We start from the raw sequence: 25,167 nt of genomic DNA on the forward strand, positions 1-25,167 counted from the left end.
TTTTTACTTGTTCTTTTTATCGTTTCGTGGGAAAGTAAGGATATCATTAGTCAGGGAGGAAATGAGATGACTGGGAAAAAATTAACAGTTCCTCGTTACCAACAGATTGCTGTTGAATTGGCACAACGAATCGTCGACAATCGTTATCATGAGGGAGAAAAGCTCCATGCGCGCTCGACTTTGGCGAGTAATTTTAATGTGTCACCGGAAACAGCCCGTAAAGCAATCAATGTGTTGGTGGATTTAGGCATCATGGAAGTCCGCCATGGGAGTGGCGCTTACGTAGCTTCCCGAGAGAAGGCTCAAGCTTTTTTGGCGCAATACCACGATGTCAGCTCAATTCAAGAGATTAAACAAGATATTTTACAAAGCGTGGAGCGTCAGCAGCAAGAGTTGGAGAACTTTTCTGCTCTTTTGGATACCTTGGTGAACCATACGAAACGAACTAAACAGACGGCGCCCTTTTTACCTTATGAAATTAAACTAGACAAAAATGCCCGTCACTTAAATGAGTCAATCGGGGAGTTAAATATTTGGCAGGAAACAGGTGCAACGGTAGTAGCTTTGCAGCATGACGATCGCTTGTTGCTTTCTCCTGGTCCCTATGCGAAATTTGAAGTCGGGGAAACGGTCTTTTTTGTCGGGGAAGAGCTCGTTTTTCAACGAATGGAACATTTCTTTTATCCTCGCAGCGACAAAGATTAAGAAAAGCTTAAGCAAACGGAAGCCTAGTAGCAAGAAGCTGGAAACGATTACGCTTGTTTTCAGCTTCTTGCTTTTTTGACAAACTGACCACACGATGATACAGTTGCGTGGTCAGTTTTTTCAAGTCAAGCAACGAAGCGGTTTTGTTGCGAAAAAATGAAAGAATCCATGAATATTATCAGAAAATACTAAAGGAGTGAGACAAATGGCAAAAGTAAAAGTAGAACACTTAACAAAAGTTTTTGGTAAGAAGCAACAACAAGCTTTAGGCATGATGGCAGAAGATAAGTCGAAAACCGAAATTCTTAAAAAAACTGGGGCGACCGTGGGAGTTTATGATGCCAGTTTTGAAGTAGAAGAAGGGGAAATCTTTGTGATTATGGGGTTGTCTGGTTCAGGGAAATCGACTTTGATTCGCCTTTTGAACCGTTTGATCGATCCTACCAGTGGGGAAATTTACATTGATGGTGTCGACATCGCCAAAATGGGCAAAGAAGAGTTGCAAGAAGTTCGCCGGCATAAGATCAATATGGTCTTTCAAAGTTTTGCCCTTTTCCCGCACCGGACGATTTTGGAGAATACTGAGTTAGGTTTAGAACTACGGGGCGTTTCCAAAGAGGAAAGACGCTTGAAAGCAGAGCAGGCCTTGGATAATTCTGGTTTGTTGTCATTTAAAGATCAATACCCTGACCAGCTTTCTGGGGGGATGCAGCAACGTGTGGGACTAGCCCGGGCGTTAGCCAACGATCCAGAAGTACTCTTGATGGATGAGGCATTTTCGGCGCTGGATCCGTTGATTCGCCGAGAAATGCAAGATGAACTGTTGGACTTACAAGAAAACGTGAAAAAAACGATTATCTTTATTACCCATGATTTGAACGAAGCACTGCGGATTGGCGATCGCATCGCCTTGATGAAAGACGGTCAAGTTATGCAAATCGGCACAGGGGAAGAAATCTTAACCAATCCGGCGAATCAATATGTCCGGGACTTTGTGGAAGACGTGGATCGTTCCAAAGTTTTAACGGCGAAAAATATTATGGAACCGGCGATTACGATGAATATCGAAGCGGATGGACCGAATGTGGCCTTGAATCGGATGCGTAAAGAAGGCGTCAGCATGTTGTTAGCTGTGGATAAGAAAAGACAGCTAAAGGGCAGCTTAACCGCATTGAAGGCTTTGGAAGCTCGTCGGGATGGGCTGGATTTGAAAACGGTCATCGACAAAAACGTCAAAAAGATTCCCGAAGAGATGCTCGTCACCGATATTTTTGAAGTAATCAAAGATGCCGAGGCTCCATTAGCCGTCGTGGACGAGAGCGATAAGCTAAAAGGTGTCGTTATTCGTGGCAGCGTAATCGAGGCGTTGTCCCAATCAGATCGAAACGAGGAGGGAACACACATTGACTAATTTCTTACAACAAGCAATCCCAGTAGCTGATTGGGTGGAAAGCTTTACAGACTGGCTCACTCAGACCTTTGCCGGGCTCTTTTCTTTTATTCAGTCTATCGGCCAAGGGGTCATGGACGGAGTGACCAACTTTTTATTGTTTATTCCAGCACTTGTCTGGATTGTGGCATTAACCTTTGCGGCCTTTTTCTTAGGCAAAAAGAAACCGGGTTTAGGCCTTTTGACCTTTTTCGGGTTGCTGTTTATCTATAATCAAGGTTTGTGGACAGACTTGATGAACACCGTTACCTTAGTCTTGTTGGCTAGTGTTTTATCGGTGGTAATCGGGATTCCTTTGGGGATTTTAATGGCGAAAAGCGATCGAGGAAATGCCTTGATTGCGCCGTTACTGGATTTCATGCAGACCATGCCGGCTTTTGTTTATTTGATTCCAGCCGTGGCTTTCTTTGGGATTGGGATGGTTCCGGGGGTCTTTGCCTCGGTAATCTTTGCTTTACCGCCCACGGTTCGTATGACGAACTTAGGCATTCGGCAAATTCCTAAAGAGTTAGTGGAGGCTTCGGATTCTTTTGGTGGTACCGGTCGTCAAAAACTATTCAAACTAGAATTACCTTTAGCGAAAAGCACGATTATGGCGGGGATTAACCAAACCATGATGTTGGCCTTGTCCATGGTGGTTACGGCTTCGATGATTGGGGCTCCCGGTCTAGGTCGCGGCGTCTTGTCAGCCTTGCAACAAGCCCAAGTGGGGAACGGCTTTGTCAATGGTCTAGCGTTGGTTATTTTAGCGATTATTATTGATCGCTTCACGCAGAAATTAAACGCGCCGAAAAAAGCCAAGCAAAAAAGAGCTTCCTTATTGAAAAGTAAAAAGGGCAAAGTTGCTACGGTAATCTCCGGAGTGGCGGTACTAGCCTTAATTGCCGCTGCAACCTTGGGAGCCGGTCAAAGTAGTGCAAAAGGCAAAGTTCATCTAGCTTACGTGGAATGGGATACGGAAATCGCATCAACCAATGTGGTCGCGGAAGTTTTGCGTTCTGAAGGCTATGATGTCGAGTTGACACCGTTAGACATGACGGTTATGTGGCAATCGGTGGCCAACGGTGAAACCGATGGTATGGTTGCGGCTTGGCTACCAACGACCCATGAAGCCCAGTATCAAAAATACAAAGATCAATTAACTGATTTGGGAGACAATTTAAAAGGGGCCAAATTAGGCTTAGTCGTTCCGAGTTACATGGATGTGGATTCGATCGCTGAATTAGGGCAAGAAGCAGATCAGACCATCACAGGCATCGAACCTGGAGCTGGAGTGATGAAAGCTGCGGAAGCTACCCAACAAGCTTATGGGAATTTGGCAGATTGGCAAGTGGCCTCTGCTTCTTCGGGCGCTATGACCGTCGCTTTAGACAAAGCCATCAAAAATGAAGAACCGATTGTGATTACGGGCTGGTCCCCGCACTGGATGTTCGCTAAGTATGACTTGAAATACTTGGACGATCCTAAAGGAACCATGGGTGGTTCTGAAAGCATCCACACTATGGTTCGTAAAGGACTAAAAGAAGATTTGCCAGAAGCTTATCGGATTTTAGACGCCTTTCATTGGGAGCAAGCAGACATGGAAAGTGTCATGCTAGCCATCACAGAAGGCAAAACTCCGCAACAAGCTGCAAAAGACTGGATTGCTAGCAATCCGGAAGAAGTTGCCGCTTGGGTAGACTAGCCAACACGTGGAGCAAATTTTTTTAATGAGGGACATGCTGTTACCCGCGGCGTGTCTCTTTTTTGTCGATGTCTAAAATCGCAAAAAGTAAACGAGAGGCCGTTATTCTTTTGGTCTTTTTGCTATAATGGGGATACGAGCTTAAAAGAGACAAACAACTCAGGCTAATAGACTTGCGCCAAGCTACGAGCATAGCAAGGTTTCCTAGCTGAGCCGTCTTAAAAGCGTGGAGTTGTAAGAGTAAATGGCAAATGAGGTGCAACATGAAAACGAAAATTACTTCTGCGATTGAATGGATTCACAGTCGCTTACCTTTTGGTACCCGGCCAGGCTTGGAGCGTGTCCAAGCCTTATTAGCATTGGTGGATCATCCCGAGGCAAGCGTCCCGACGATTCACATTGCCGGGACCAACGGCAAAGGCTCCACGGTGAATTATTTAATGGAAATGATCAAGGAAACCGGGCTGATCGTGGGGACCTATACTTCTCCTTACATTGAAAGTTTCAATGAGCGGATCGCCATTGACGGACAACCGATTTCTGATGAGGCCTTAGTCGCCTTGGTGGAAAAATACCAGCCTTTAGTAGCCCAGTTGGACGAAGATGAAGCGGTAAAAGGTATCACGGAGTTTGAAACTTTAACCGCTATGGCCTTGGATTATTTCCGGGAGCAAGCCGTGGATGTGGCGATTATCGAAGTCGGCCTAGGCGGGTTATTGGACTCTACCAATGTGGTTCAGCCCTTACTTTGCGGCATTACCACCATCGGTCTGGATCACACGGACATTTTAGGGGATACTTTGGAGAAAATTGCCGCTCAAAAAGCTGGCATTATCAAACCTCAAGTCCCGGTGGTTACCGGGAAGATTGCCAGTGATGCACTGGCGGTCATCGAAAGTGTCGCTCACCAAAACCAAGCGCCTATATTCCGCTTTGGAGAAGAATACCAAGTGACCTATCGCCATCCCCACGAGGAATGGGGAGAAGTCTTTACGTTCCAAAACGAAGCCGGCAAGCTCAGCGACTTGCAGACTTCTTTAATCGGGCGGCATCAGTCGGAAAATGCCGGCGTGGCCGTGGAGCTTTTCTATCAGTTTTGCCAAATAAAAGGCTTGCCTTTTGCGCCTAAAGTGGTGCGTCAAGGGCTAAAACAAGTCCACTGGCCCGGCCGCATGGAGCGTTTAAGTGAAGAGCCGCTGATTTTACTGGACGGGGCCCACAACGACCATGCCATCGAACGCTTAGTGGAAACCATGAAGAAGGAATTCAAGGATTATCAGATCCATATTTTGTTTTCCGCTTTGTCCACAAAAGACGTGCCGGGGATGCTCTCGGCCTTGTTGAAAATCCCTAACGCTCGGATTTACGTGACGACCTTTGATTATCCAAAGGCGATAAAATTAGATGACAATTTCTCGGATGTCTCGGAAGATCGGATTACCGTGGTATCCTTGTGGCAGTTTGGCTTAGGAGAAATCTTAGAGAAAATGAGTGGTCCGGATGAGCTTTTACTGGTTACCGGGTCCTTGTACTTTGTTTCCGATGTGCGGAAGTTATTATTAGAAATGGGAGGAGATAGCGAAGATGATTAAAGGGGTAATTTTTGACATGGACGGCTTGATTTTTGATACGGAGACTTTGGTGTATCAAGCTACGCAACGGGCTGCCGATGAATTGCAAATCACCTTTGGCAAGGAGGATTACTTGCGCTACTTGGGGATTTCTGATGAAGAATACGTGCAAGTGGCCCATAGTGACTACGATAAAGACTATGGGGAAGAAACCGTGACGGAATTTATCCGCCGCTCCTATGCCTATACCAAAGAAATGTTCGACGCCGGTCTGGTGGCAACCAAACCCGGTGTGGCAGAATTACTGCATTATTTGGAAGCACAAGGGATTCAACGGATTCTAGCTTCCAGTAACAATCGCCCGGAGATTGAACGACTTTTAGCCCAAGCGGATCTTACCCAAGACTTCCCCGTGGTTGTTTCGGCGGAGGATGTCCATCGGGCAAAGCCAGACCCGGCAATCTTTTTAGCGGCGGCGGATTTGTTGCAATTGTCACCCCATGAACTTTTGGTTCTAGAAGACTCGGCCAATGGGGTGAAAGCGGCCATTGCTGCAGAAATTCCCGTAATCATGGTTCCTGATTTATTGGAACCCGACACTGAATTGGCGGAAAAAACCTTGGCCGTCTTACCGGATTTGCATCAGGTCAAAGAATTTTTAGCTAAGGCGTAATCACGAATTAAATTGTCTACTAAAGAAGTTCTGATAGCTTGCGTGAGCAGGCAGTCAGAACTTCTTTTTTCGACTCACTTTACCAATGCATGGTGAAGTGGGAAAAGAGTTTTTCGCTTTCTGAAGAAAAGCTTGTTTCTAACTAGTGTACTATGTATAATAGTACACGTAGAACACTTCTGGAAAAAGAAGAGAGAGGAGCAGACTATGGTTGCCATTGACAAAAGCTCCAGCAAACCATACTACGAGCAGTTGATGCTCAGTATTAAAGCCGATATTTTTCACGGGATTTTGCGTCCCGGGGATCGCTTGCCCTCGGTACGGGAGTTGGCCAAAGAGCTCTTGATGAATCCTAATACCGTCAGTAAGGCTTACAAAATTCTGGAAAATGAGCAAGTGCTAGTAACCATTCGAGGCAAGGGGACCTTCGTCAAAAAAGAAGAGGATTTACCCCGAGACGAGTTGCGAATTCGTCATTTAAAAGAGCAGCTGTCGGCGCTAGTGGTGGAAGCGGCCCATTTACGCGTCAGCCAAGAGGAGCTAATGAAGTGGCTCGCAGAAAACTTCAGTGAATTGGGAGGAAGTCAAGATGAAAGTCAACAACCTACAAAAAACGATTGATGGACAGGCGATTCTCGAGGAAATCAATTTTTCTTTGAACCCTCAGGAAATCGTCGGGCTAGTCGGACGCAATGGCTCTGGGAAGACCACCTTGTTTCGCACTTTGGCCGGGCATTACTTACTAGACGGCGGGGAAGTGACCATCGCAGGGATGGATCTTGCAAAAGCCGTGGAGCAAAAAACACAGTTGTTTTATATCGATGAATTGGACAATTTTTTGAAGTATTATTCTTTGAAGAAAATCAACGAGTTTTACCGTTTGGCGTATCCTAAGTTCGATCAAGATCGTTACTTGGCTTTGCTCAAAGAAAATGAATTCCACCAACGCATGAGCTATCGGCGGCTGTCTAAGGGGATGCAAGGGCTGTATCAGATGATCTTGGCCATTTCCTCTGAGGCGAACTACCTTTTGCTAGACGAGCCTTTTGACGGCTTAGACGTGATTGTGCGCAAGAAGGTCATCGCTCTTTTACTGGATCATTTAGCCACTCATGAAAACTGTAGCATCATGATTGCTTCGCATAATCTGGTGGAGTTAGAAGGTATCATCGATCGGGTGCTTCTCTTAAAGGGAAAAAGTATCGTAAAGGATTATTCCTTAGAACAAATGCGGGAACACGCTCGCAAGCTTCAATTAGTCTTTCGCCGGAAAGGTGTGCCGGCCTTTGTGAAGGAGCAAGCGAAACTCTTGTCCATTCAAGGGCGAGTGGTCACGGTGATCTTCGAGGAATACACCCCAGAATTAGCGGACCAGCTAAAAGCCTTAGAGCCTGTGGTGATGGAAGAATTGCCACTGTCTTTAGAGGATTTGTTTGAAGCCAATCTCCGCCAAGAAAAAATGGGCTCACAAGGAGGAAAAGTCTAATGCTAAAAGCGATTTACACCAAGCGCTACGGTAAGGCACTGGTAGCCGCTATCTTAGTAATCTTAGGGGTCTTTGCGCTACAAACTGTCTCCATCGTACGCACGTGGCACAGTAACCACGAGTGGCTCCATAGCGCGCAATTTAAAAAAGAATTCATGATGGATCCTAAGGCCTATGGGGATTATGACTATGATAAAAAAGGCAATGAAATCGTCAATGAATACACCTTAGAAGAATATATCGAAAAGGAATCCTATCTCTTTATGGACGATTCTTCGTCAAGTGTCGGACCGGAAGAGTTGATTCCGGCAGATCTTTCTTATATGCGTTATGGGGGGAGCTCATTTATCGTGGCAACAGTGATTGTGGCGCTTTGTGGTTTTTTGCTCTTCTTTGTGGACCAAAAGACCAGTTTCAATCGCTTCCTCTTTAGTTTAGGGGTCAGCCGGAAACAGCTTTTTAAAGGGAAATTGCTTTATGGAGCGGTGCCACTGTTTGCGGCCTTTGTCCTCGGTCTTTTGGGTAGCGGCATTGGGTTACGGCTGGGGATTCCTCACCCTTATTTAAATATCTCCTTTGTTCAATTGGTTTCCTCCGGTTTGATGGGACTTGTGACTTGCTTCTTTTTCTTTGGGATTAGTTGCTTTTGTGGGGTGATGTTGGGAAATCTGGTCTTTGGTCCTGTGGCGTATGCCCTTTTCCTGTGGTCTTTGCAACTGCTACCGAATATGCTTGGGGGGCTGAGTGAGTTGATCTATTATTTGATGCACCACAAGTACTTACCCGATCGCCTGAATTATTTTTATGGAAATGGCTTTCCGCGACTTTATACCTTTGATTTAAGGAAGGATCCTTTTAGTTGGCCGGAGCCTGTCCTGTTACTCCTAGTAAGCGGCTTGTTGCTTTTTTGGGCGTATCGAAAGTATCAAACTTTGAGTTTAGAGCACGATGGGGAGTTTCTCTTGTATCCTGAATCCCGGTGGCCAATCTGGTCTTTGACAGTTTTGTATCTGACTCTTTTTGCTATTTTTGGTTATGCTCGAGTCTGGAGTCCTTATATTTATGATCAGCTTGATCCGGAGACAGGTTGGGATTACTCCTTCGCTGAAGCTCTAGGGACGAGTATCTTTTTGCTCGTTGTTGCCATAGCTGTAAGCACCTTATTGCTATTCTTTGGTCCCTTGACAAAATGGCTCAGAGAAAAGCGGGCACAGAGCAATCCCAAGTTGATCGAAAAATAAACCCTCCAGCCTTTAGGGTGAAAATAAGAACTAGGGAAATTGGTCCTCTTTCGCGTATCTTCCTTTGAAGCAATTCAATCGAAAACGCGAAGGAGGGCTTTTTATGTCCCGCTTGTCAGAGAGTATCCCCGCCACTAGCCGTCCCAGAGAGCGCCTGTTGACCCAGGGGGCTCAGGCCTTATCCGACCAAGAACTCTTAGCTATCTTGCTTAGAACAGGTACTGGGCAGCTCCACGTTATGGACTTGGCGGCGCTAATCTTACACCGCTACCCAAGTCTCTATGAGTTAAAATTCGCTACAAAAGAGGAACTGCTGACGTTTCCCGGAGTAGGGGAGGTCAAAGCGCTGGAAATCTTGACGGTGATTGAGCTAGGGAGTCGCATTCAAAAAGCCTTTCAGCCAAAACTGGGGGCCATTCGCAGTAGTGTGGAGTTGGCCGGCCAACTTATGGAAGAGTTAAAAGACTACCAACAAGAACATCTGCTTTGCTTGTACCTCAATACTAAAAATGAAATCATCAAAAAAGAAACACTGTTTATTGGGTCTTTGAATCAAAGTATCGCTCATCCCAGAGAAATCTTTAAAGGAGCCTTGCGTGTTTCTGCTGCCCGGATGATTGTCGTCCACAATCACCCTAGTGGCAATCCTGCCCCCTCCGGCAATGATCTGGCTTTTACCCGGCGTTTAATCGAATGTGGGGAGTTAATGGGCATTGAATTATTGGATCATTTAATCATTGGTCACGGTCGTTATTTAAGTCTGCGAGAGGAAGGTTTTTGGGATCAAGCGTGAGACTTTGTCATTTAATCCGAACATTTCTCTACAAGAAAAGAGAAAGAATAAGCAATAGGCTTGCAATTCTCAATTTCTATGTGTACAATAGGTCTTGTAATTTTGTTTGCTCCATAGAAGTTCTTAACAACGAGTTATACCTCTATCGCATGCAAGGCAACGTTACAAAATTTTGAATTGTGCTGACGCACGAGAGAGGATGTATTATACATGGAACACGGAACAGTTAAATGGTTCAACGCAGAAAAAGGCTTCGGATTTATCTCACGGGAAGACGGTAGCGACGTATTCGTTCACTTCTCAGCAATCCAAGGCGAAGGTTTCAAAACTTTAGAAGAAGGTCAAGCAGTGACTTTCGACGTTGAAGATTCAGACCGCGGCCCTCAAGCTGTAAACGTTACTAAAGACTAATATCTTAGAAAACGTACCGATTCTCCATTTTGGAGGATCGGTTTTTTTGTTTATAATTTACAATTTTGATACATGTGAAAAGGTAATTTTAACTAAAAAAAGAGTAATTACTTCAAAATTAATTGGCTAGTTAATTATAAATATTTCTGAATTAGGTTAGTGGTTTAATTAATAATAAATTATTTTGTTTTTACTAGAGTAATATTTCTAGTTAATTGATTTATTTAGATATAGTTGGAAAACAGTTAATGTTTAGTAGTTTTCTAATATCTAAGAAAAGTGATAGGAATAAGCTTTAACTAATGAGTATGTTTACTTTATTTGTTTTTTTATTAAATTTTGGATCAGAAATATTATGAAATTAACCGAAATCTTTTTTGAAAGCGCTTGACACTTTAGCCGAAAACATATATATTAGTTTCGAAAGTTAGTTTATCTTGTTAACTATCTAAAATTTACTATTAAATTGAGGTGTTCAAATGAAAATCGTGAATCCGGTATTAAAAGGATTTAACGCTGATCCATCAATTATTCGTGTTGGGGATACGTTTTACATTGCTAATTCGACATTTGAATGGTTTCCAGGTGTTCAAATCCATGAATCAAAAGACCTTGTAAATTGGGAATTGATTACTCATCCACTTGATCGAGTAAGTTTATTGGATATGCGAGGCAATGATGATTCTGGAGGAATATGGGCACCAGATTTATCCTACTGTGATGGTAAATTTTGGCTTGTTTATACCGATGTCAAGGTTACAGAAGGAGCATTTAAAGATTGTACAAACTATTTGACAACCGCTGAAGATATTTGTGGCCCTTGGTCAGAACCAATTCGGTTAAATGGTGTTGGTTTCGATGCATCACTGTTTCATGATGATGACGGTAAGAAGTACTTGGTTCAAATGGAATGGGATCACCGTGAATATCATCATCCTTTCCACGGAATCAAGTTAACCGAGTATTCGGTGGAACAACAACGTCTATTACCTGAAACGGGTAAAATTATTTATAACGGAACGAACGTTAAGCTGACAGAGGGGCCTCACATTTATAAATTAAATGGTTTTTACTACCTCTTTGCTGCTGAGGGGGGAACAGTATGGAGTCATCAAGAGGTGGTAGCTCGATCAAATGACTTATATGGTACTTATGAAACCCAATCTGAGACATTTCTAACTGCTTTTTATGATGGTGACAATCCGTTACAAAAATGTGGACATGGTTCTTTAGTGGATACTGAGAATGGAGAATGGTATTTTGCACATCTAACAGGTCGGCCTTGGCATCATGAAACAGAGTCTCATCATGATCCTAGGGGATGGTGCACTTTAGGACGAGAAACTGCCATTCAAAAGGTGGAGTGGAATGAAAAAGGCTGGCCATACATTGTTGGTGGAAAGCAGGGTAGCTTAGAAGTTGATGCACCAATCGGTTATGAGGAGCATCCTGTTCCTAGTGTTAACCCGCTTGATCATTTTGATAGCAAAGAATTAAATATTCATTTTAATACTCTACGGATCCCATTCACTAAAAAAATGGGAAGTTTATCAGAACGGTCTGGTTGGTTACGATTATTTGGTCAAGACTCCTTGACAAGTCATCATGATGTAAGCTTTGTTGCACGTCGCTGGCAATCATTTGATTTTGTGGCAGAAACTAAAGTTAATTACCAACCTTTTAGCTACCAACAAATGGCAGGTTTGGCGAATTATTACAATTCAAAACATTGGTCTATGATTCAAGTGACTTGGCAAGAAGATAAAGGAAGAGTAATTGAAATCACCGAAAATAATCGTGGAATCTTCACTAGCTACTTAAAAGATCAAGCAATCCAAATTCCTGATGATGTAGAAAGTGTATATTTCAGAGTAAATGTTCGAACACAATACTATACGTATTCATATTCACTGGATGGGAAAGAGTGGGTGGAAGTTCCTATAGTGCTTGATTCAGCTATTCTTTCTGATGATTATGTCTTGCAAACCTATGGTGGTTTCTTTACCGGTGCTTTTGTGGGATTAGTGAACATAGACTATTCTGGCTATCGATTGCCAGCTGATTTTGATTATTTTAAATATGAAGAGGCGTGACAATTATGATGAAAATTAATCGTGACCCTTGTTGGCTACAAGGAACAGTATCTAATACAAATTTCAAGACTTTTTCAATAGAGGATAAAGATCGAATCGTTACCACTATTCGCGAAGAGATGAGCATTTTGTTTCCAGATACTCAAGAAATATCTGGGAAGGGGGATCTGGCTTTTGTATTCATTCAAGATGAAGAACTAGGTGAAGAAGGATACTATATTGAAAGCGAAAATTCGCGGGTAGTAATTAAAGCAAATTGTTCAAAAGGATTGTTATACGGATTCTTCTATATTTATCAGCAACTACGGCAGAATAAGCCATTGGTAACTGGTCGTTCAGTACCAGATCAGTCGTTTCGAATGATTAATCACTGGGATAACATGGATGGATCCATTGAACGGGGCTACGCCGGTGATTCAATTTTTTATAAAGATAATACTTTTCGACGCGACTACGATTTAGTAAGGCAATATGCTCGTTTGCTTGCATCCGTCGGAATCAATGCTTTGAGTATCAACAATGTAAATGTTCATGAAGTTGAAACCCGTTTGATTTTAGAATCTAGTTTACCTGATGTAAAAATGCTAAATGATATTTTTGCAGCATACGGTATTAAGACTTTCTTATCGATTAACTTTGCAGCTCCAAAAAAAATCGGAGGATTGCATACAGCTGATCCTCTTGATGAGAAAGTAATTGAATTTTGGGAGAATACTATTGCTAAAATTTACCAAGTGATTCCAGACTTTGGAGGTTTTGTCATTAAAGCGGATTCTGAAGGGGAGCCAGGACCTTTTGCTTATGGGCGGGGGCATGATGAAGGTGCAAATCTCTTTGGACGCATTTTAGGAAAATTTGGTGGACTCTGCATTTGGCGCTGCTTTGTTTATGACTGTGCACAAGATTGGAGAGATCGTTCTATTGATCGTGCACGTGCGGCGTATGATCACTTTCTACCGTTAGATGGTAAATTTGATGATAACGTAATCCTACAAATTAAACTAGGGGCTTTGGACTTTCAAGTAATTGAACCGCTTTCTCCGTTGTTTGGTGCTTTACGTCATACAAATCAAATTATAGAATTCCAGCTAACTCAGGAATACACTGGTCAACAGCGAGCTATTTACTATCAAGTTCCAGTTTGGAAGGAAGTTTTAGATTTTGATACAAAATACGATTATGAACCATCTATTGTAAAAAAATTACTAAAGACCAATTCAGTAAATCCTAAATTATCAGGGATCTGCGCTGTAGGGGTTGTAGGAATGGATGATAACTGGACGCATCACAAATTAATGCAAAGTAACATTTACGCATATGGTCGCCTTTGCTGGGATAACCAACTGAGCAGTGAAGAAATTGCACAAGAATGGTCCAGTTTGACATTCTCTATTAGTCAAAAAGCACATGAAAAAATTGTATCAATGCTGACTACTTCTCGGGAAACCTATCGCTTATATAATGCACCAAATGGTGTTGGCTTCATGTGCAAACCTAATGTACACTATGGCCCGTCAATTGACGGATATGAATATGATCGGTGGGGAACCTATCATTTTGCAGATCGAAATGGTATTGGAAACGACCGAACCTTGAATGGTACCAAATACGTTCAGCAATACTCCCCGACTCGTTGTCAAGAATATAACGATGTTACTACATGTCCCGATGAATTCTTACTTTGGTTCCATCATGTTCCTTATGAACATGTTTTACAAAATGGCAAAACCTTGATTCAAGATATTTATGATAACCATTTTGATGGTGTCCAACGTGTGGCTGATTATCAAAAGATATGGGAATCATTATCAGGAGAAATTGACCTAGTAAGTTTTAAAAACGTTCGTGAATTACTTAAGGAACAATATGAAATGGCTGTCGAATGGCGGGATCAAGTGAACACGTATTTCTATCGGAAATCAGGTGTTGTGGATGAAAAAGACCGCAAGATTTATGAATGACTCTAGTAATCACAAAAGCTGGGAGTCAATTTGGAGCTACTGTCAGTTAGATTATCGTTCGTGGCCTTCCACGGTTATCCCTGACCATCAAAAAATTAAGGTTAAGATGAATCACGATACTAAAGAAATACGACTTCGATTTTCTAATGAATATGGTCGCCAGCCTCTTAGATTTGAACAAGTAACAATTAATGTAAATGGAAAATTGGCAAAAGTGACTGTCAATCAGTCTACAGAAATCGATATCCTACCTGGAGCTAATTTAATCAGCGATCCAGTACAAGTAACAATGTCTGTTGGAGATGTGTTGATAATTGATACTTATACAATGGAATCGGTTGAATTAACAGGTGGAATCGTTACGTATTCCAAATTAATTACACAAGTAACCAATTATCAATTGGAAGAGCAAATAGAACAAAAGGATTTGTTTCGGATGGTTGCGGAGAATAATCGGATGCAATACATTTATGGAATATCGGAAATTCAAATTCCTCAAAGTAAAGGAAATAGTTCTATTGTCTTTTTTGGGGATTCATTAGTTCAGCAAGGATACATTGTAGACGGACTAAAATTACGAGTTTTAGAAAGAAACTATCCAAATCTAGCAGTTTTGAACGCTGGAATTGGAGGGAGTCGTGTTTTAAAGGGGACAGATCGAAATTTCGATGATTATCAGCGTCATGGAACTAGTGGTTTAGAGCGTTTTGAAAAAGATATCTATTCTCGAGGACAGGTTGATAGTGTAATTGTTTTACATGGCATTAATGATTTGATTACTTTGGAAAAAGGTTCTGAAAAAGTGACCATATATCAATTAATTCAAGGATTAGGTCAATACGCGGAAATTGCACATTCCCACGGTTCACTTTGCTATATAGGAACGCTAATGCCATTTGGTGAGTCGATTTTCTACGAAGATAAACTTGAGGAATATCGTCAAGAAGTAAACAATTGGATTCGTAATAACAATTATTATGATGGTTATTTTGATTTTGATTTGGCCGTTGCTTCTAAACAGCATCCTTCGAGATTAAATAGTGAGTGTGACAACGGGGACGGCTTGCACCTTAGTGAAGAAGGAGGCAGGGTTGTGGCTGAAACAATTTCTATTCCACAGTTACAAAAGAAGATGATCTGAATTAAGAATGATTCGAAAGGGGATTAAGTAAATGAAAAACGAAAAAATGGGGTATGTATACATACTCCCATGGTTAATCGGATTTTGTTTGTTAACAATCTGGCCGTTTGTCAGTTCGTTGTATTACAGCTTTACCGATTACAACATGATTGCAGAACCAAATCTTGTGGGTATCAAAAATTATTTAAACTTATTTAATGATCAAGAATTTGTGAATTCACTAATTGCAACTTTGAAGTATACGGTGATAACCGTACCGCTTCAATTGATTTTTGCGCTGTTTGTTGCTTTTATTTTGAATTTCAAACTAAAAGCAATCAGCCTTTACCGAACGGCTTATTATATTCCCTCATTATTGGGGGGAAACGTCGCTATTGCAATTTTATGGCGCTTTATGTTTCAACCAGACGGCTTTATTAATACTTTCCTTGAAACATTTGGGATCTCGCCGGTTAATTGGTTGTCCACACCAGGTGGAGCGATGGCGGTTATCGTATTGTTAAAAGTTTGGCAATTTGGTTCTTCTATGTTGCTGTTCTTAGCTGCTTTGAAGGAAATTCCGCAAGACCTTTATGAAGCCGCTGCTATGGATGGCTCAACGAAGGTTAGAACTTTCTTTACCATTACGATTCCATTGATTACACCAACCATTTTCTTCAATTTGATTATGCAATTGAATAATGCACTGCAAGAATTTAACGGACCATACTTGGTAACGGGGAAAGGGCCTTTAAATGCAACTTACCTTTCTTCCATGTTCATTTATGACAAAGCCTTTAAGTCATTTGAAATGGGCTATGCCAGTGCTGCATCATGGATCTTGTTCATGTTGATTGTTGTAGTGACATTAGTTGTGTTTGGTTCTCAGAAACGTTGGGTGTACTACTCTGATGGAGGTGGGAAGTAATGGAAGTAAAGCTACAAACAAGTGAGCGTCAGAAAAGAGAAAAACGAAAAAGACTCTTATCTTCTACGATTCGTTACATTATTTTGACAATCGTTGCGGTGATTATGATCTATCCAATCCTGTGGTTGGTGGGTGCCTCGTTTAAGACAAATACGGAGATTTTTACTGAAATTGGTTTTATTCCAAAACGAATCGATTTTACTCCTTATATTGAAGGCTGGCAGACACGAACGGAATATACATTTACTACCTATTTCGCCAATACGTTTAAAATTGTCATTCCGAAAATTATTTTCTGTCTGGTTTCCTCCACGGTGACAGCATATGGATTCGCGCGGTTTAACTTTAAGTTTAAAAATATCTTGTTTGCATTATTGATGGCAACGATGTTCTTACCAGCGGTTGTTACGCGAATTCCGCTCTATATCTTCTGGAAGCAATTCAATATGTTGGATACCTATGTTCCGTTGATTGCGCCAACAGTCTTTGCGCAAGAACCCTTCTTTGTCTTTATGTTAATCCAGTTCTTACGTTCCATTCCTAGGGATTTGGACGAAGCAGCGACCATTGACGGCTGTAACACATTTCAAATTTTGTGGCGGATTTTACTGCCGCAATTGCGACCGGCTTTGATTTCTTGTATTATTTTCCAATTTGTTTGGAGCTTCAACGATTTCTTAGGCCCATTGATTTATATTTCTTCAGTTGATAAATATCCTGTCGCTTTGGCATTGAAGATGAGTATTGACACCTCCTCTGGGATTGTCGAATGGAATCAAATCTTAGCGATGTCATTGATTTCCTTGTTACCAGCGTTGATTTTATTCTTCAGTGCTCAAAAGTATTTTGTCGAAGGTGTTACTTCTTCAGGTATCAAAGGTTAAACAGAAAAAAGGTGAGCAAATGAGAAACATCATGGATCTTTTAAATAAGTGGACGGTAAGTGGAGTGACTAGTTTCTATACCATTTTCCTAGTAAATACTTATTTTATCCTCTCTAATTTAGTAGGTTTTCTAGCGTTATTTGTCTTCAAAATTAGTTTTACCAATCTGCTGTTCTTTATCATTCCATTGCTTCTGTTGGTTCAAAGTATCATCATGCAATTTCATATTTTGCCCGATATTGAAAGCTATTCCCTTAAAAAGTTTTTCAAGGATTATCCAAGAGTGTTTAAGGAAAATTGGCAGACGGAAGTCTTGATTACGGGGATTCTCGTATTAATTCTTACCGATTTGAAAATTCTAATGACGTATACAAATTCGGCAGTTTTCTTGCTGGCTGTATTGATTACTTCAATCTTTCTGATGAATACCCTCTTATTTGTCTTATTGATGCAAACTAAAAAGGAATCCCGTCAGCTTTCTTTTGGTAAAAAGCTAACTTCAGGCCTTATGCTCAGTTATCGCTTACCACAAGTGACCTTGTTGAATATGGTGTACATTGGAGTCTCTATTTTTGCGATTCAATTTGTCGCTATTTATTACATTATCTTTATCGGTGGCTTTATCAATATGCTCATTTGGAAAAATCTTCAAAGAAGGTTTTCTCTAGAGTTATATATCAACCAAATGAATCTTTAAAAAAGAAGGAGAGTAAAGAAATGAAAACATGGAAAAAAATTGGGATTAGTATGATGGCAGCTTTAACGATGTTAGGCACATTATCCGCTTGTGGCTCCGGTAAAAAAGAAAGTAAGTCTGCGGATGGAGATGTGACATTGCGCTTTTGGTGGTGGGGCAATGACGATCGTCACCAAGCAACGCTGAATATGATTAAAAACTTTGAATCAGAAAATCCGAAAATTGATATCAAAGCAGAATACGTTGGGTTTGGTTCATTGGAAGAAAAAGTTACGACGATGTTAACAGGAGGCGAGTCGACAACTCCTGATATTATGCAACTTGACCGGGCACAAGTCGCACGCTTCTCACCAGAAGGCGATGGGTTTTATGATTTAAGTAAGATCAAAGGAATTGATTTATCTACTTATGATGCAGAATTCTTAAAAACTGGACAATTCAATGGTGTACAAAATGGGATTCCATTAGGGAAAAATGTAGTATCTGTCTTGTTTAATAAAACGGCCTTTGAAAAAGTTGGTGCGGAAATTCCAACTTCTTGGGATGAATTGAAAGAAGCAGCACAAAAATTCCCAGAAGGTTCTTATCCTTTAGTCTTGCCAACTCCGCGTTTCGGAACTGGGATTTATTTGCAACAAATGACAGGGGAAACGGAATTTGATGATAAAGGCAATATGAACTACAGTAAAGAACAATACAAAGAAGCGCTTCAATGGTATACCGAAATGGTAGAAGCGGGTGCTTTTAATTCCCGTAAAGATTATTTGGAAAATGTGGGAACAGAACCTGTCTCATTGGCCCAAAATGCTAAATTTATCGCTGGAGAATACGCCGGTGTCTTAGAGTGGACAGGTGGGATTGCCGGAAATGAACAAGCACTGAAAGATGCCGACCAAGAATTAATTGTAGCCGATATGTTGAAAAATGCTGATGCGAAAGGTGCTTACTCCATTGCCAAACCAACCTTCTTGATTGCTGTGAGCAAATTCGAAAAGAACACAGAAGAAGTTGGCAAATTCGTAAATGATTTTATTAATGGGAAAAAAGCCAATGAAATTCTCGGTGTTACGCGTGGTGTGCCAGCGTCTAAGGAAGCTGCTCAAACATTGGTAGATGCAGATATGATTCAAGGTGCAGTGAAACAAGGCTATGAGTACTCTCAAAATGTCGAATCATTAAACGAAACAGTCTTTTACGAAGATGCAACTTTGCAAACCATTCTTTCTGATGCGCTAGAAAATATGGAATTAAAAGGGTTATCTTTAGATGACGCCGCTGATTATGTTTATACAAAAACCCAAGAACAAGCAGAAAAATTGAGAGCTACTTACAAATTGGATTAACCAACTAAAAGTGGTGGAATAATCGAGTAAGCTGGGTACTAAAAAGGGATTTCCTAGCTCGTTGCAGCTTGGAAATCTTTTTTTGTTATATAAAAGATTTAGGCGAGGTTATGTAAATGCAAACTCTATTTTTAGATAATTGGACGTTTTATGAAGCACCGCTTTGCAAACAATTCTCATTAACAAATCTAAAAGCGGTTGCTGAGCAATTTCAACCTGTTGAAATGCCTCATGATTGGTTAATCACAGATACTCACAATCTTTATCGTCCAAGTGAGGGCTGGTATCGAAAAGAATTTTGGTTATCAGATTGCACTGATTCTGTGTATTATTTTGAATTTGATGGGATTTATATGGATTCGGAAATATACGTGAACGGTCAGCGAGAATTGGCATGGAAATATGGCTATACACCGATTGTCTTCTCACCCAAACATCTTCAACAAGGCAATAACGAGATTGTAGTACGAGTTAGACACGAGCCACCGAATTCTCGCTGGTATTCTGGAGCGGGGATTTATCGCAATGTCTGGCTTCATCAGGTACCAAAAGTGCATATTCCTCCTCAAGGACAATATGTACACACTGAATTGGTCACAAGAGAAAAAAATGAATGGCTTTTAACTCTTCGAACAGAGGTTAATAATGAGTTGGGTATACCTCAAGATGTGACTTTGACTCACCGCTTATTCGCTGGTAATCAACTGATTCAAACTAGCCAAAGATTTTTGAAAATCGTGGAGGATCAGGAAATTATTGAGCTTTCTATGGTGATTGAGGAGCCTCATTTGTGGTCGCCGGCTACCCCTCAGCTTTACCAATTAGAAACACAACTTATGTATGGTGAGCATCAAGAAAAAGTAAGATGTGATGTGGGCTTCCGCGACATTCATTTGGATAGTAATCAAGGAATGGTGATTAACGGTCAACCTGTAAAAATTCAAGGGGTTTGTCAACATCATGATTTAGGAGCCTTAGGAGCGGTAGCGAATAAAGCTGCGATTGAACGCCAGTTAAAAATTTTAAAAGACATGGGTGTGAATGCTATTCGGACGGCCCATAATCCTTTTTCAAAAGAATTTTATCAATTAGCAGACCGTATCGGGTTTTTAGTCCAATCAGAGTTTGTCGATATGTGGAAACATTCGAAAAATGCCAATGACTATGGTCGATTTTTTGAAGAATGGGTCGAAAAAGATGTCCGAGCTTGGATTAAAAGAGATCGCAATCATCCTTGTGTTTTTATGTGGAGTATCGGCAACGAAATTTACGATACTCATGGGCGTGATGATGGAATCGAGACTACAAAGCAACTGATTGAGCTAGTAAAGAAAGATGATCCATTACACAATGCTACAATCAGTTTTGGCTCGAATTATATGTTGTGGGAAAATACCCAAAGAGTGGCGGAATACCTTGAAGCAGTTGGTTACAATTACGCAGAAAGTATCTATGAAGAGCATCATCGAAAGTATCCGAATTGGGTGATTTATGGTAGTGAAACGGCATCTGTGGTCCAAAGTCGAGGAGTTTATCATTTTCCCTTGAGTCTCAGCATGTTAGCAGATGATGATTTTCAATGTTCTGCTTTAGGTAATAGTCGCACTAGCTGGGGCGCGGAAAGCATTGAAGCTTGTATCATTAACGATCGCGATACGCCATTTTCATTAGGCCAATTTATCTGGTCGGGTTTCGATTATCTTGGGGAACCAACGCCGTATAATACGAAAAATGCTTATCTAGGACAGATCGATACAGCGGGCTTTCCTAAAGATGCGTATTATACGTTTCAAGCTGCGTGGACAGATTATCAAAAAGCGCCGATGATCCATATCTTTCCGTATTGGGATTTTACGGAGGGACAAGTAATTGATGTTCGAGTTTGTAGCAATGCTCCGGAGATCGAGTTGTTTTTTAACGACAAATCATTGGGAAGACGACTGAATGATCCGCTACATGGTGAAAAACTACTCCATGATTGGCAACTCAACTATACACCGGGAGAACTCAAAGCGGTGGCTTATAATGAAGCGGGGCAGGTGATTGCTGAAGACGTTCAAAAATCTTTTGGGGACGTTCAAGAATTGGTTGTAAAAACAGGGCGTAGCGAACTACAAGCAGATGGACAAGATCGACTTTTTGTAGAAATAAACGGGATTGATGAAAATGGGCAGATTGTTCAAAATGCTAATAACGATATTACCGTTGAAGTAAGAGGAGCAGGACGTCTTTTAGGACTAGATAACGGTGACAGTACTGATTACACTCAGTATCAGGGATGCCATAAGCGCTTATTTAATGGGAATTTATTGGCTATTATCGGTTCTACTAAGGAATCCGGACAAATTGAAATAATTTGTCGAAGTAAAGGACTGCCGGCTAAAAAAGTACAGTTTGTGTCAAATGAGACTCCCCTTTTACCGGGAACAAGTAATTATTTTGCTACTGTTCCTTATGAAGAGACAGAACGGGCCCTTCCAGTTCGAAAAGTAATATTGAATAAAGAAATTTGTTCAGATGGTAGAATCGCGGTTAAAGCAAAATGCTTACCGGAAAATGCGGATGATCAAGAAGTTACTTGGCGATTAACTGATGAAAAAGGGATTGATACTGACTTAGGTGAGGGGATACCAGCGGGCAATGTCTTTTTCATAACCCCTAAAGCTAATGGCAATGTAACCGTACGTTGTGGTGTAAAAAATGGGAAAAACCATTTGGACTTGTACGCGTCTTTACCTTTGACTTTTACAGGCTTAAAAGACAGTAAAATCAATCCTTACCGCCCGGTATCGGGAGGGCGCTACTCAAGAAGTAATGTTCAACTGACCAATGGCAATGAGCGAGGAATTGCTACATTACGCCAAGGGGAGAGCTGGGTCACATTTGATGAAGTGGATTTTGGCAGAAATGGCTCCAAGTTGTTGACACTATCGCTTTTTCCTTTAGAAAGCAATATCTTTTCAATTGATATTTATGAGGGGTATCCTGCTGAAAGCACGGCACGACTTATTGATAGAGTGGAATACACCAAGGGGAGCATCTGGAATACCTATCAGGAACAATCGTATCAGTTGTCAGAGAAATTTAGCGGGACTCGAACGATTACTTTTGTTTTTTCACAAAAAGTCCACTTGAAAGAATTTTACTTTGAAGAAGAAGCACATGATTTCTCGCAAACTTCCATTTTAGAATATGATTGGCTTTACGGGGATAGTTATGTAGTCACAGATACCGGGATTAAGCAGATAGGCAATAATGTGACCATTGGTTTTGAGCGCTTTGACTTTGGGAAAACTGGTGCGAAAGGGATTCGAATTCAAGGCAATGCCCCTGATGCGACCAATTCGATTCAAATCAAGTTGACCCAAGATGGGCAAGAGTTGCGCTATTTACTGGATGTGCAGCAAAGTAATACGTCTCAGGCGGTCTCTTTGGATTTTGACCAGTGCTTGAAAGGCCAATACTCTGTAGAATTCATCTTTTTACCAGGGTCCAATTTTAATTTTGCTTCCTTTTGCTTTTATTAGAGAGGAGTGTTTACTTGAAGTCAAAGGTACTGATTTATGGGAGCGGTTGGCGAGTAGAAGGGTATTTGCGTATTATGAAGACTCTTGCTCATTCGTATGAGGTCACTGCTGTAATCACAACAAATAATACAAAAAATTTACTCTACACGGAGCAGGGCTTCACTTGTGTGGCAACACTTGAAGAAGGCCTGGCAATAGAAGAACCCGATTTTATTTTACTTTGCATCAATATGAAATTTCAGGCTGCTAAGGTTTTGGAATTATTGGACATCGGAATTCCGATTTTAGTTGAAACGCCCTTGGGAACTTCATGGCAAGAACTACAAAAAATTCAAAATCATCCACAAAGTCGCAGGTACCTACAAGTTGCAGAACAATATCGCTATCGACCTTTATCACAAGCACAATTAACTATTATCAACCAAGGGATTATTGGGCAACCGCATACGGCTCAAATTTCAGTAACCAATAATTACCACGCTTTTAGCTTGATGAAAAGTTATTTAGGAACACCGGGCCGTTTGCATTCTGTTAGTACCGAGCGTTTCTTTTCGCCGACTCGTTCCGGATTTAGTCGCGAAAAAGATACCATGGGAACAGAAAAGCAAAAGGAACAACGAGTTTTGGCACTAGTCGAATTTGAAAATGGTCATGGAATCTATGATTTCGAAAGTAATCAGCATCGAAGTTATACGCGATTCTCTTCCTTGGACGTGCGCGGAGAAAAAGGAGAGATAAGAGATGAGTTTGTTCGTTATATTTCAGCTGACGGTCCAGCAGAGGGCAAGCTAATACGAATTGAACGTGGGATTAATGAAAACATGGAAGGTTTTGGCTTAAAGGGAATTCAATTTAACGGGCAGTGGGTCTATCAAAATCCTTGGCCTAATGTAGCTTTTTCGGATGACGATCTTGCTACCGCTACAGTCTTACAAAAGATGTGCGAATTTTATCAAGCTGGCTATAGTTTTTACGGCGTGGATGATGCAGTTGAAGATATGGAATTTACTTTATTATTAGAGCAAGCTCTGGAAAATGAAGAAAAAATGTTTGCTTTACCATAATTATAGGAATCGATCTGTTTTTTAAGAACAAAAATTGACAATTTTCGTTTGATAAGCTTTTATCTGAGAATGAATACCCAATAGTGGCCTTCCTTTGCTATACTAAGCTTTGAAAGGATGTGCTAGCATGTCAATCATTACATTAGAGGCAGTAGGATTTCAGCCTTACGGAACGCCTATTTTGCAAGAAATCAGTTTTACCGTACCAAAGGGGGCTTATTTGGCGATTTCCGGTCCTTCCGGTGGGGGCAAGAGTACGCTTTTGAAGCTAATTGCGACGCTACTTACACCCACTACAGGGGAAATCAATTTTCAAGGCAAGTCACAATCAGCGTATCCAGTGACGGAGTATCGCAGACAAGTTTCTTATTGTTTCCAGCAGCCGCAACTCTTTGGGGAGACGGTAGAAGATAATCTGCGCTTTCCTTTTGAGATTCGTCAGGAGGAATTTAAACTGGAAAAAGTCCGTGAGCTTTTACGGCAAGTGGATTTGCCGGAACGGTTTCTCGATAAGTCGATTTTGGAACTTTCCGGTGGGGAGCGTCAGCGAGTGGCCTTGATTCGCAATCTGGTATTTTTGCCCCAAGTGTTGCTTTTGGATGAGGTGACGGTAGGGCTGGATGAGGAGAGCAAGCAAATCGTGCAAGCCCTGATTCGTCAGGTACACAGTCAAGGAGTCACCATTTTGCAAGTGAGCCATGACGAGGAGGACCTACGTCAGGCCAAAGGAGAAATCAAGATTGAAGGGGGGCGCTTGGTGCATGAATCAATTAGCGGTCAATAATCAATCCTTGATCTTTGCCTTTTTACTGGTGCTGATTGCAGTTTTTATCAGCTACCGGGAAAAATTGAAGCTCTCAAAAGACATTTTTTACAGTATTTTTCGGGCGATTGTGCAATTAGTCTTGGTAGGCTACCTCTTGAAGTATGTCTTTCAAGTGGACAATCGCTGGCTGACCACGGTAATGAGTCTATTTATTGTCTTCAATGCCGCGGCCAACGCCCATAAGCGCAATCCTAATCAATACAAACATTATTGGACTTCATTGTTGGCGATTTTTGTCAGCACGTATGTCACCATGGGGGTCTTGGTTTTCTCTGGAGCGATTAAATTTATTCCTTCTCAGATTATCCCCATCAGCGGCATGATTGCCTCAAATTCCATGGTTGCCATTGGCTTGTGTTATCGCAATTTAGCCAGTTTGTTTCGAGACCAACGGCAGCAAGTCTTGGAAAAATTAGCTTTGGGAGCTGATGCCAAGACCGCTTCCTTGCCGATTTTACGGGAAAGTATCAAGGCCGCTATGCAGCCGACTATTGACTCCGCCAAAACCGTGGGACTGGTGAGCTTGCCGGGGATGATGTCCGGTTTGATTTTTGCCGGAGTCGATCCAGTGCATGCGATTAAATACCAAATCATGGTGACCTTCATGCTTTTATCTACTACTAGCCTAGGTTCGATCATCGCCGGTTATACGGCCTATCGCAATTATTTCAATGAACAGCTACAACTTCGCAGAGAGAAAAAATAACGCT

21 protein-coding genes are annotated in these 25,167 nt (G+C 41.4%); all 21 read left to right on the plus strand.

Annotated elements, in window-relative coordinates; translation table 11 throughout:
* Window positions 1-66 precede the first annotated feature (66 nt).
* The 21 genes from I579_RS06935 to I579_RS07035 all read left to right on the plus strand — a co-directional run bounded on the left by I579_RS06935 (window position 67) and on the right by I579_RS07035 (window position 25,163).
* Window positions 67-705 carry a GntR family transcriptional regulator gene (locus I579_RS06935; protein WP_010754319.1) on the plus strand — a complete coding sequence of 213 codons (639 nt, stop codon included), beginning with the start codon at window positions 67-69 and terminating at the stop codon, window positions 703-705.
* Window positions 706-910: 205 nt separating this feature from the next.
* Window positions 911-2,116 carry a quaternary amine ABC transporter ATP-binding protein gene (locus I579_RS06940; RefSeq protein ID WP_010754318.1) on the plus strand — a complete coding sequence of 402 codons (1,206 nt, stop codon included), beginning with the start codon at window positions 911-913 and terminating at the stop codon, window positions 2,114-2,116.
* Window positions 2,109-3,839 (plus strand): ABC transporter permease/substrate binding protein, encoded by a 1,731-nt coding sequence (locus I579_RS06945; RefSeq protein WP_010754317.1) that lies wholly within the window; start codon window positions 2,109-2,111, stop codon window positions 3,837-3,839. The genes I579_RS06940 and I579_RS06945 overlap by 8 nt, the downstream gene beginning before the upstream one ends.
* A 263-nt stretch (window positions 3,840-4,102) precedes the next feature.
* Complete coding sequence (locus I579_RS06950) at window positions 4,103-5,431, plus strand: bifunctional folylpolyglutamate synthase/dihydrofolate synthase (protein WP_010754316.1); 1,329 nt, start codon at window positions 4,103-4,105, stop codon at window positions 5,429-5,431.
* Window positions 5,424-6,083, plus strand: coding sequence for an HAD family hydrolase (locus tag I579_RS06955; RefSeq protein ID WP_010754315.1), 660 nt, complete (start codon window positions 5,424-5,426; stop codon window positions 6,081-6,083). The genes I579_RS06950 and I579_RS06955 overlap by 8 nt, the downstream gene beginning before the upstream one ends.
* 207 nt (window positions 6,084-6,290) lie before the next feature.
* Entirely contained in the window at window positions 6,291-6,704 is a 414-nt protein-coding gene (locus I579_RS06960) for a GntR family transcriptional regulator (protein WP_010754314.1), read from the plus strand.
* Window positions 6,673-7,569: an ATP-binding cassette domain-containing protein gene (locus I579_RS06965; protein ID WP_010754313.1), complete on the plus strand. Its 897-nt coding sequence runs from the start codon at window positions 6,673-6,675 to the stop codon at window positions 7,567-7,569. The genes I579_RS06960 and I579_RS06965 overlap by 32 nt, the downstream gene beginning before the upstream one ends.
* Window positions 7,569-8,810 carry an ABC transporter permease subunit gene (locus I579_RS06970; protein ID WP_010754312.1) on the plus strand — a complete coding sequence of 414 codons (1,242 nt, stop codon included), beginning with the start codon at window positions 7,569-7,571 and terminating at the stop codon, window positions 8,808-8,810. Before I579_RS06965 ends, I579_RS06970 begins: the two co-directional genes overlap by 1 nt.
* Window positions 8,811-8,913: 103 nt before the next feature.
* Window positions 8,914-9,603 (plus strand): RadC family protein, encoded by a 690-nt coding sequence (radC, locus tag I579_RS06975; protein WP_010754311.1) that lies wholly within the window; start codon window positions 8,914-8,916, stop codon window positions 9,601-9,603.
* A 210-nt stretch (window positions 9,604-9,813) separates the two neighbouring features.
* Entirely contained in the window at window positions 9,814-10,014 is a 201-nt protein-coding gene (locus I579_RS06980; protein ID WP_010754310.1) for a cold-shock protein, read from the plus strand.
* A 479-nt stretch (window positions 10,015-10,493) separates the two neighbouring features.
* Entirely contained in the window at window positions 10,494-12,107 is a 1,614-nt protein-coding gene (locus tag I579_RS06985; protein WP_010754309.1) for a glycoside hydrolase family 43 protein, read from the plus strand.
* A 5-nt stretch (window positions 12,108-12,112) separates the two neighbouring features.
* The gene (locus tag I579_RS06990) at window positions 12,113-14,068 is read left to right on the plus strand and encodes a hypothetical protein (protein WP_010754308.1); all 1,956 of its coding nucleotides are present in this window, start codon (window positions 12,113-12,115) and stop codon (window positions 14,066-14,068) included.
* The gene (locus tag I579_RS06995) at window positions 14,040-15,209 is read left to right on the plus strand and encodes a GDSL-type esterase/lipase family protein (protein ID WP_010754307.1); all 1,170 of its coding nucleotides are present in this window, start codon (window positions 14,040-14,042) and stop codon (window positions 15,207-15,209) included. The genes I579_RS06990 and I579_RS06995 overlap by 29 nt, the downstream gene beginning before the upstream one ends.
* A 31-nt stretch (window positions 15,210-15,240) precedes the next feature.
* Window positions 15,241-16,116: a carbohydrate ABC transporter permease gene (locus I579_RS07000; protein ID WP_010754306.1), complete on the plus strand. Its 876-nt coding sequence runs from the start codon at window positions 15,241-15,243 to the stop codon at window positions 16,114-16,116.
* The gene (locus I579_RS07005; RefSeq protein WP_010754305.1) at window positions 16,116-17,000 is read left to right on the plus strand and encodes a carbohydrate ABC transporter permease; all 885 of its coding nucleotides are present in this window, start codon (window positions 16,116-16,118) and stop codon (window positions 16,998-17,000) included. Before I579_RS07000 ends, I579_RS07005 begins: the two co-directional genes overlap by 1 nt.
* Before the next feature lie 19 nt (window positions 17,001-17,019).
* Window positions 17,020-17,697, plus strand: coding sequence for a hypothetical protein (locus tag I579_RS07010; protein WP_010754304.1), 678 nt, complete (start codon window positions 17,020-17,022; stop codon window positions 17,695-17,697).
* Window positions 17,698-17,717: 20 nt separating this feature from the next.
* On the plus strand, window positions 17,718-19,040 hold the full coding sequence (locus I579_RS07015) for an ABC transporter substrate-binding protein (protein ID WP_010754303.1): 1,323 nt from the start codon (window positions 17,718-17,720) through the stop codon (window positions 19,038-19,040).
* 116 nt (window positions 19,041-19,156) lie between these two features.
* Window positions 19,157-22,567, plus strand: coding sequence for a glycoside hydrolase family 2 TIM barrel-domain containing protein (locus tag I579_RS07020; protein WP_010754302.1), 3,411 nt, complete (start codon window positions 19,157-19,159; stop codon window positions 22,565-22,567).
* A 14-nt stretch (window positions 22,568-22,581) separates the two neighbouring features.
* On the plus strand, window positions 22,582-23,631 hold the full coding sequence (locus I579_RS07025) for a Gfo/Idh/MocA family oxidoreductase (RefSeq protein ID WP_010754301.1): 1,050 nt from the start codon (window positions 22,582-22,584) through the stop codon (window positions 23,629-23,631).
* Window positions 23,632-23,758: 127 nt separating this feature from the next.
* Window positions 23,759-24,415, plus strand: coding sequence for an ABC transporter ATP-binding protein (locus I579_RS07030; RefSeq protein ID WP_010754300.1), 657 nt, complete (start codon window positions 23,759-23,761; stop codon window positions 24,413-24,415).
* The gene (locus I579_RS07035) at window positions 24,393-25,163 is read left to right on the plus strand and encodes an ABC transporter permease (protein WP_010754299.1); all 771 of its coding nucleotides are present in this window, start codon (window positions 24,393-24,395) and stop codon (window positions 25,161-25,163) included. The genes I579_RS07030 and I579_RS07035 overlap by 23 nt, the downstream gene beginning before the upstream one ends.
* Window positions 25,164-25,167: the final 4 nt, after the last annotated feature.

Origin of the sequence: Enterococcus asini ATCC 700915 (genome assembly GCF_000407365.1) — a bacterium.
Classification (GTDB): Bacteria; Bacillota; Bacilli; order Lactobacillales; family Enterococcaceae; genus Enterococcus_C; species Enterococcus_C asini.

Excerpts from the sequence above, each read along its gene's own strand:
- I579_RS06935 (WP_010754319.1), top strand. The coding sequence starts at position 67 with ATGACTGGGAAAAAATTAACAGTTCCTCGTTACCAACAGATTGCTGTT.
- I579_RS06940 (WP_010754318.1), top strand. The coding sequence starts at position 911 with ATGGCAAAAGTAAAAGTAGAACACTTAACAAAAGTTTTTGGTAAGAAG.
- I579_RS06950 (WP_010754316.1), top strand. The coding sequence starts at position 4,103 with ATGAAAACGAAAATTACTTCTGCGATTGAATGGATTCACAGTCGCTTA.
- I579_RS06955 (WP_010754315.1), top strand. The coding sequence starts at position 5,424 with ATGATTAAAGGGGTAATTTTTGACATGGACGGCTTGATTTTTGATACG.
- I579_RS06960 (WP_010754314.1), top strand. The coding sequence starts at position 6,291 with ATGGTTGCCATTGACAAAAGCTCCAGCAAACCATACTACGAGCAGTTG.
- I579_RS06965 (WP_010754313.1), top strand. The coding sequence starts at position 6,673 with ATGAAAGTCAACAACCTACAAAAAACGATTGATGGACAGGCGATTCTC.
- I579_RS06970 (WP_010754312.1), top strand. The coding sequence starts at position 7,569 with ATGCTAAAAGCGATTTACACCAAGCGCTACGGTAAGGCACTGGTAGCC.
- radC (WP_010754311.1), top strand. The coding sequence starts at position 8,914 with ATGTCCCGCTTGTCAGAGAGTATCCCCGCCACTAGCCGTCCCAGAGAG.
- I579_RS06980 (WP_010754310.1), top strand. The coding sequence starts at position 9,814 with ATGGAACACGGAACAGTTAAATGGTTCAACGCAGAAAAAGGCTTCGGA.
- I579_RS06985 (WP_010754309.1), top strand. The coding sequence starts at position 10,494 with ATGAAAATCGTGAATCCGGTATTAAAAGGATTTAACGCTGATCCATCA.
- I579_RS06990 (WP_010754308.1), top strand. The coding sequence starts at position 12,113 with ATGATGAAAATTAATCGTGACCCTTGTTGGCTACAAGGAACAGTATCT.
- I579_RS06995 (WP_010754307.1), top strand. The coding sequence starts at position 14,040 with ATGAAAAAGACCGCAAGATTTATGAATGACTCTAGTAATCACAAAAGC.
- I579_RS07000 (WP_010754306.1), top strand. The coding sequence starts at position 15,241 with ATGAAAAACGAAAAAATGGGGTATGTATACATACTCCCATGGTTAATC.
- I579_RS07005 (WP_010754305.1), top strand. The coding sequence starts at position 16,116 with ATGGAAGTAAAGCTACAAACAAGTGAGCGTCAGAAAAGAGAAAAACGA.
- I579_RS07010 (WP_010754304.1), top strand. The coding sequence starts at position 17,020 with ATGAGAAACATCATGGATCTTTTAAATAAGTGGACGGTAAGTGGAGTG.
- I579_RS07015 (WP_010754303.1), top strand. The coding sequence starts at position 17,718 with ATGAAAACATGGAAAAAAATTGGGATTAGTATGATGGCAGCTTTAACG.
- I579_RS07020 (WP_010754302.1), top strand. The coding sequence starts at position 19,157 with ATGCAAACTCTATTTTTAGATAATTGGACGTTTTATGAAGCACCGCTT.
- I579_RS07030 (WP_010754300.1), top strand. The coding sequence starts at position 23,759 with ATGTCAATCATTACATTAGAGGCAGTAGGATTTCAGCCTTACGGAACG.
- I579_RS07035 (WP_010754299.1), top strand. The coding sequence starts at position 24,393 with ATGAATCAATTAGCGGTCAATAATCAATCCTTGATCTTTGCCTTTTTA.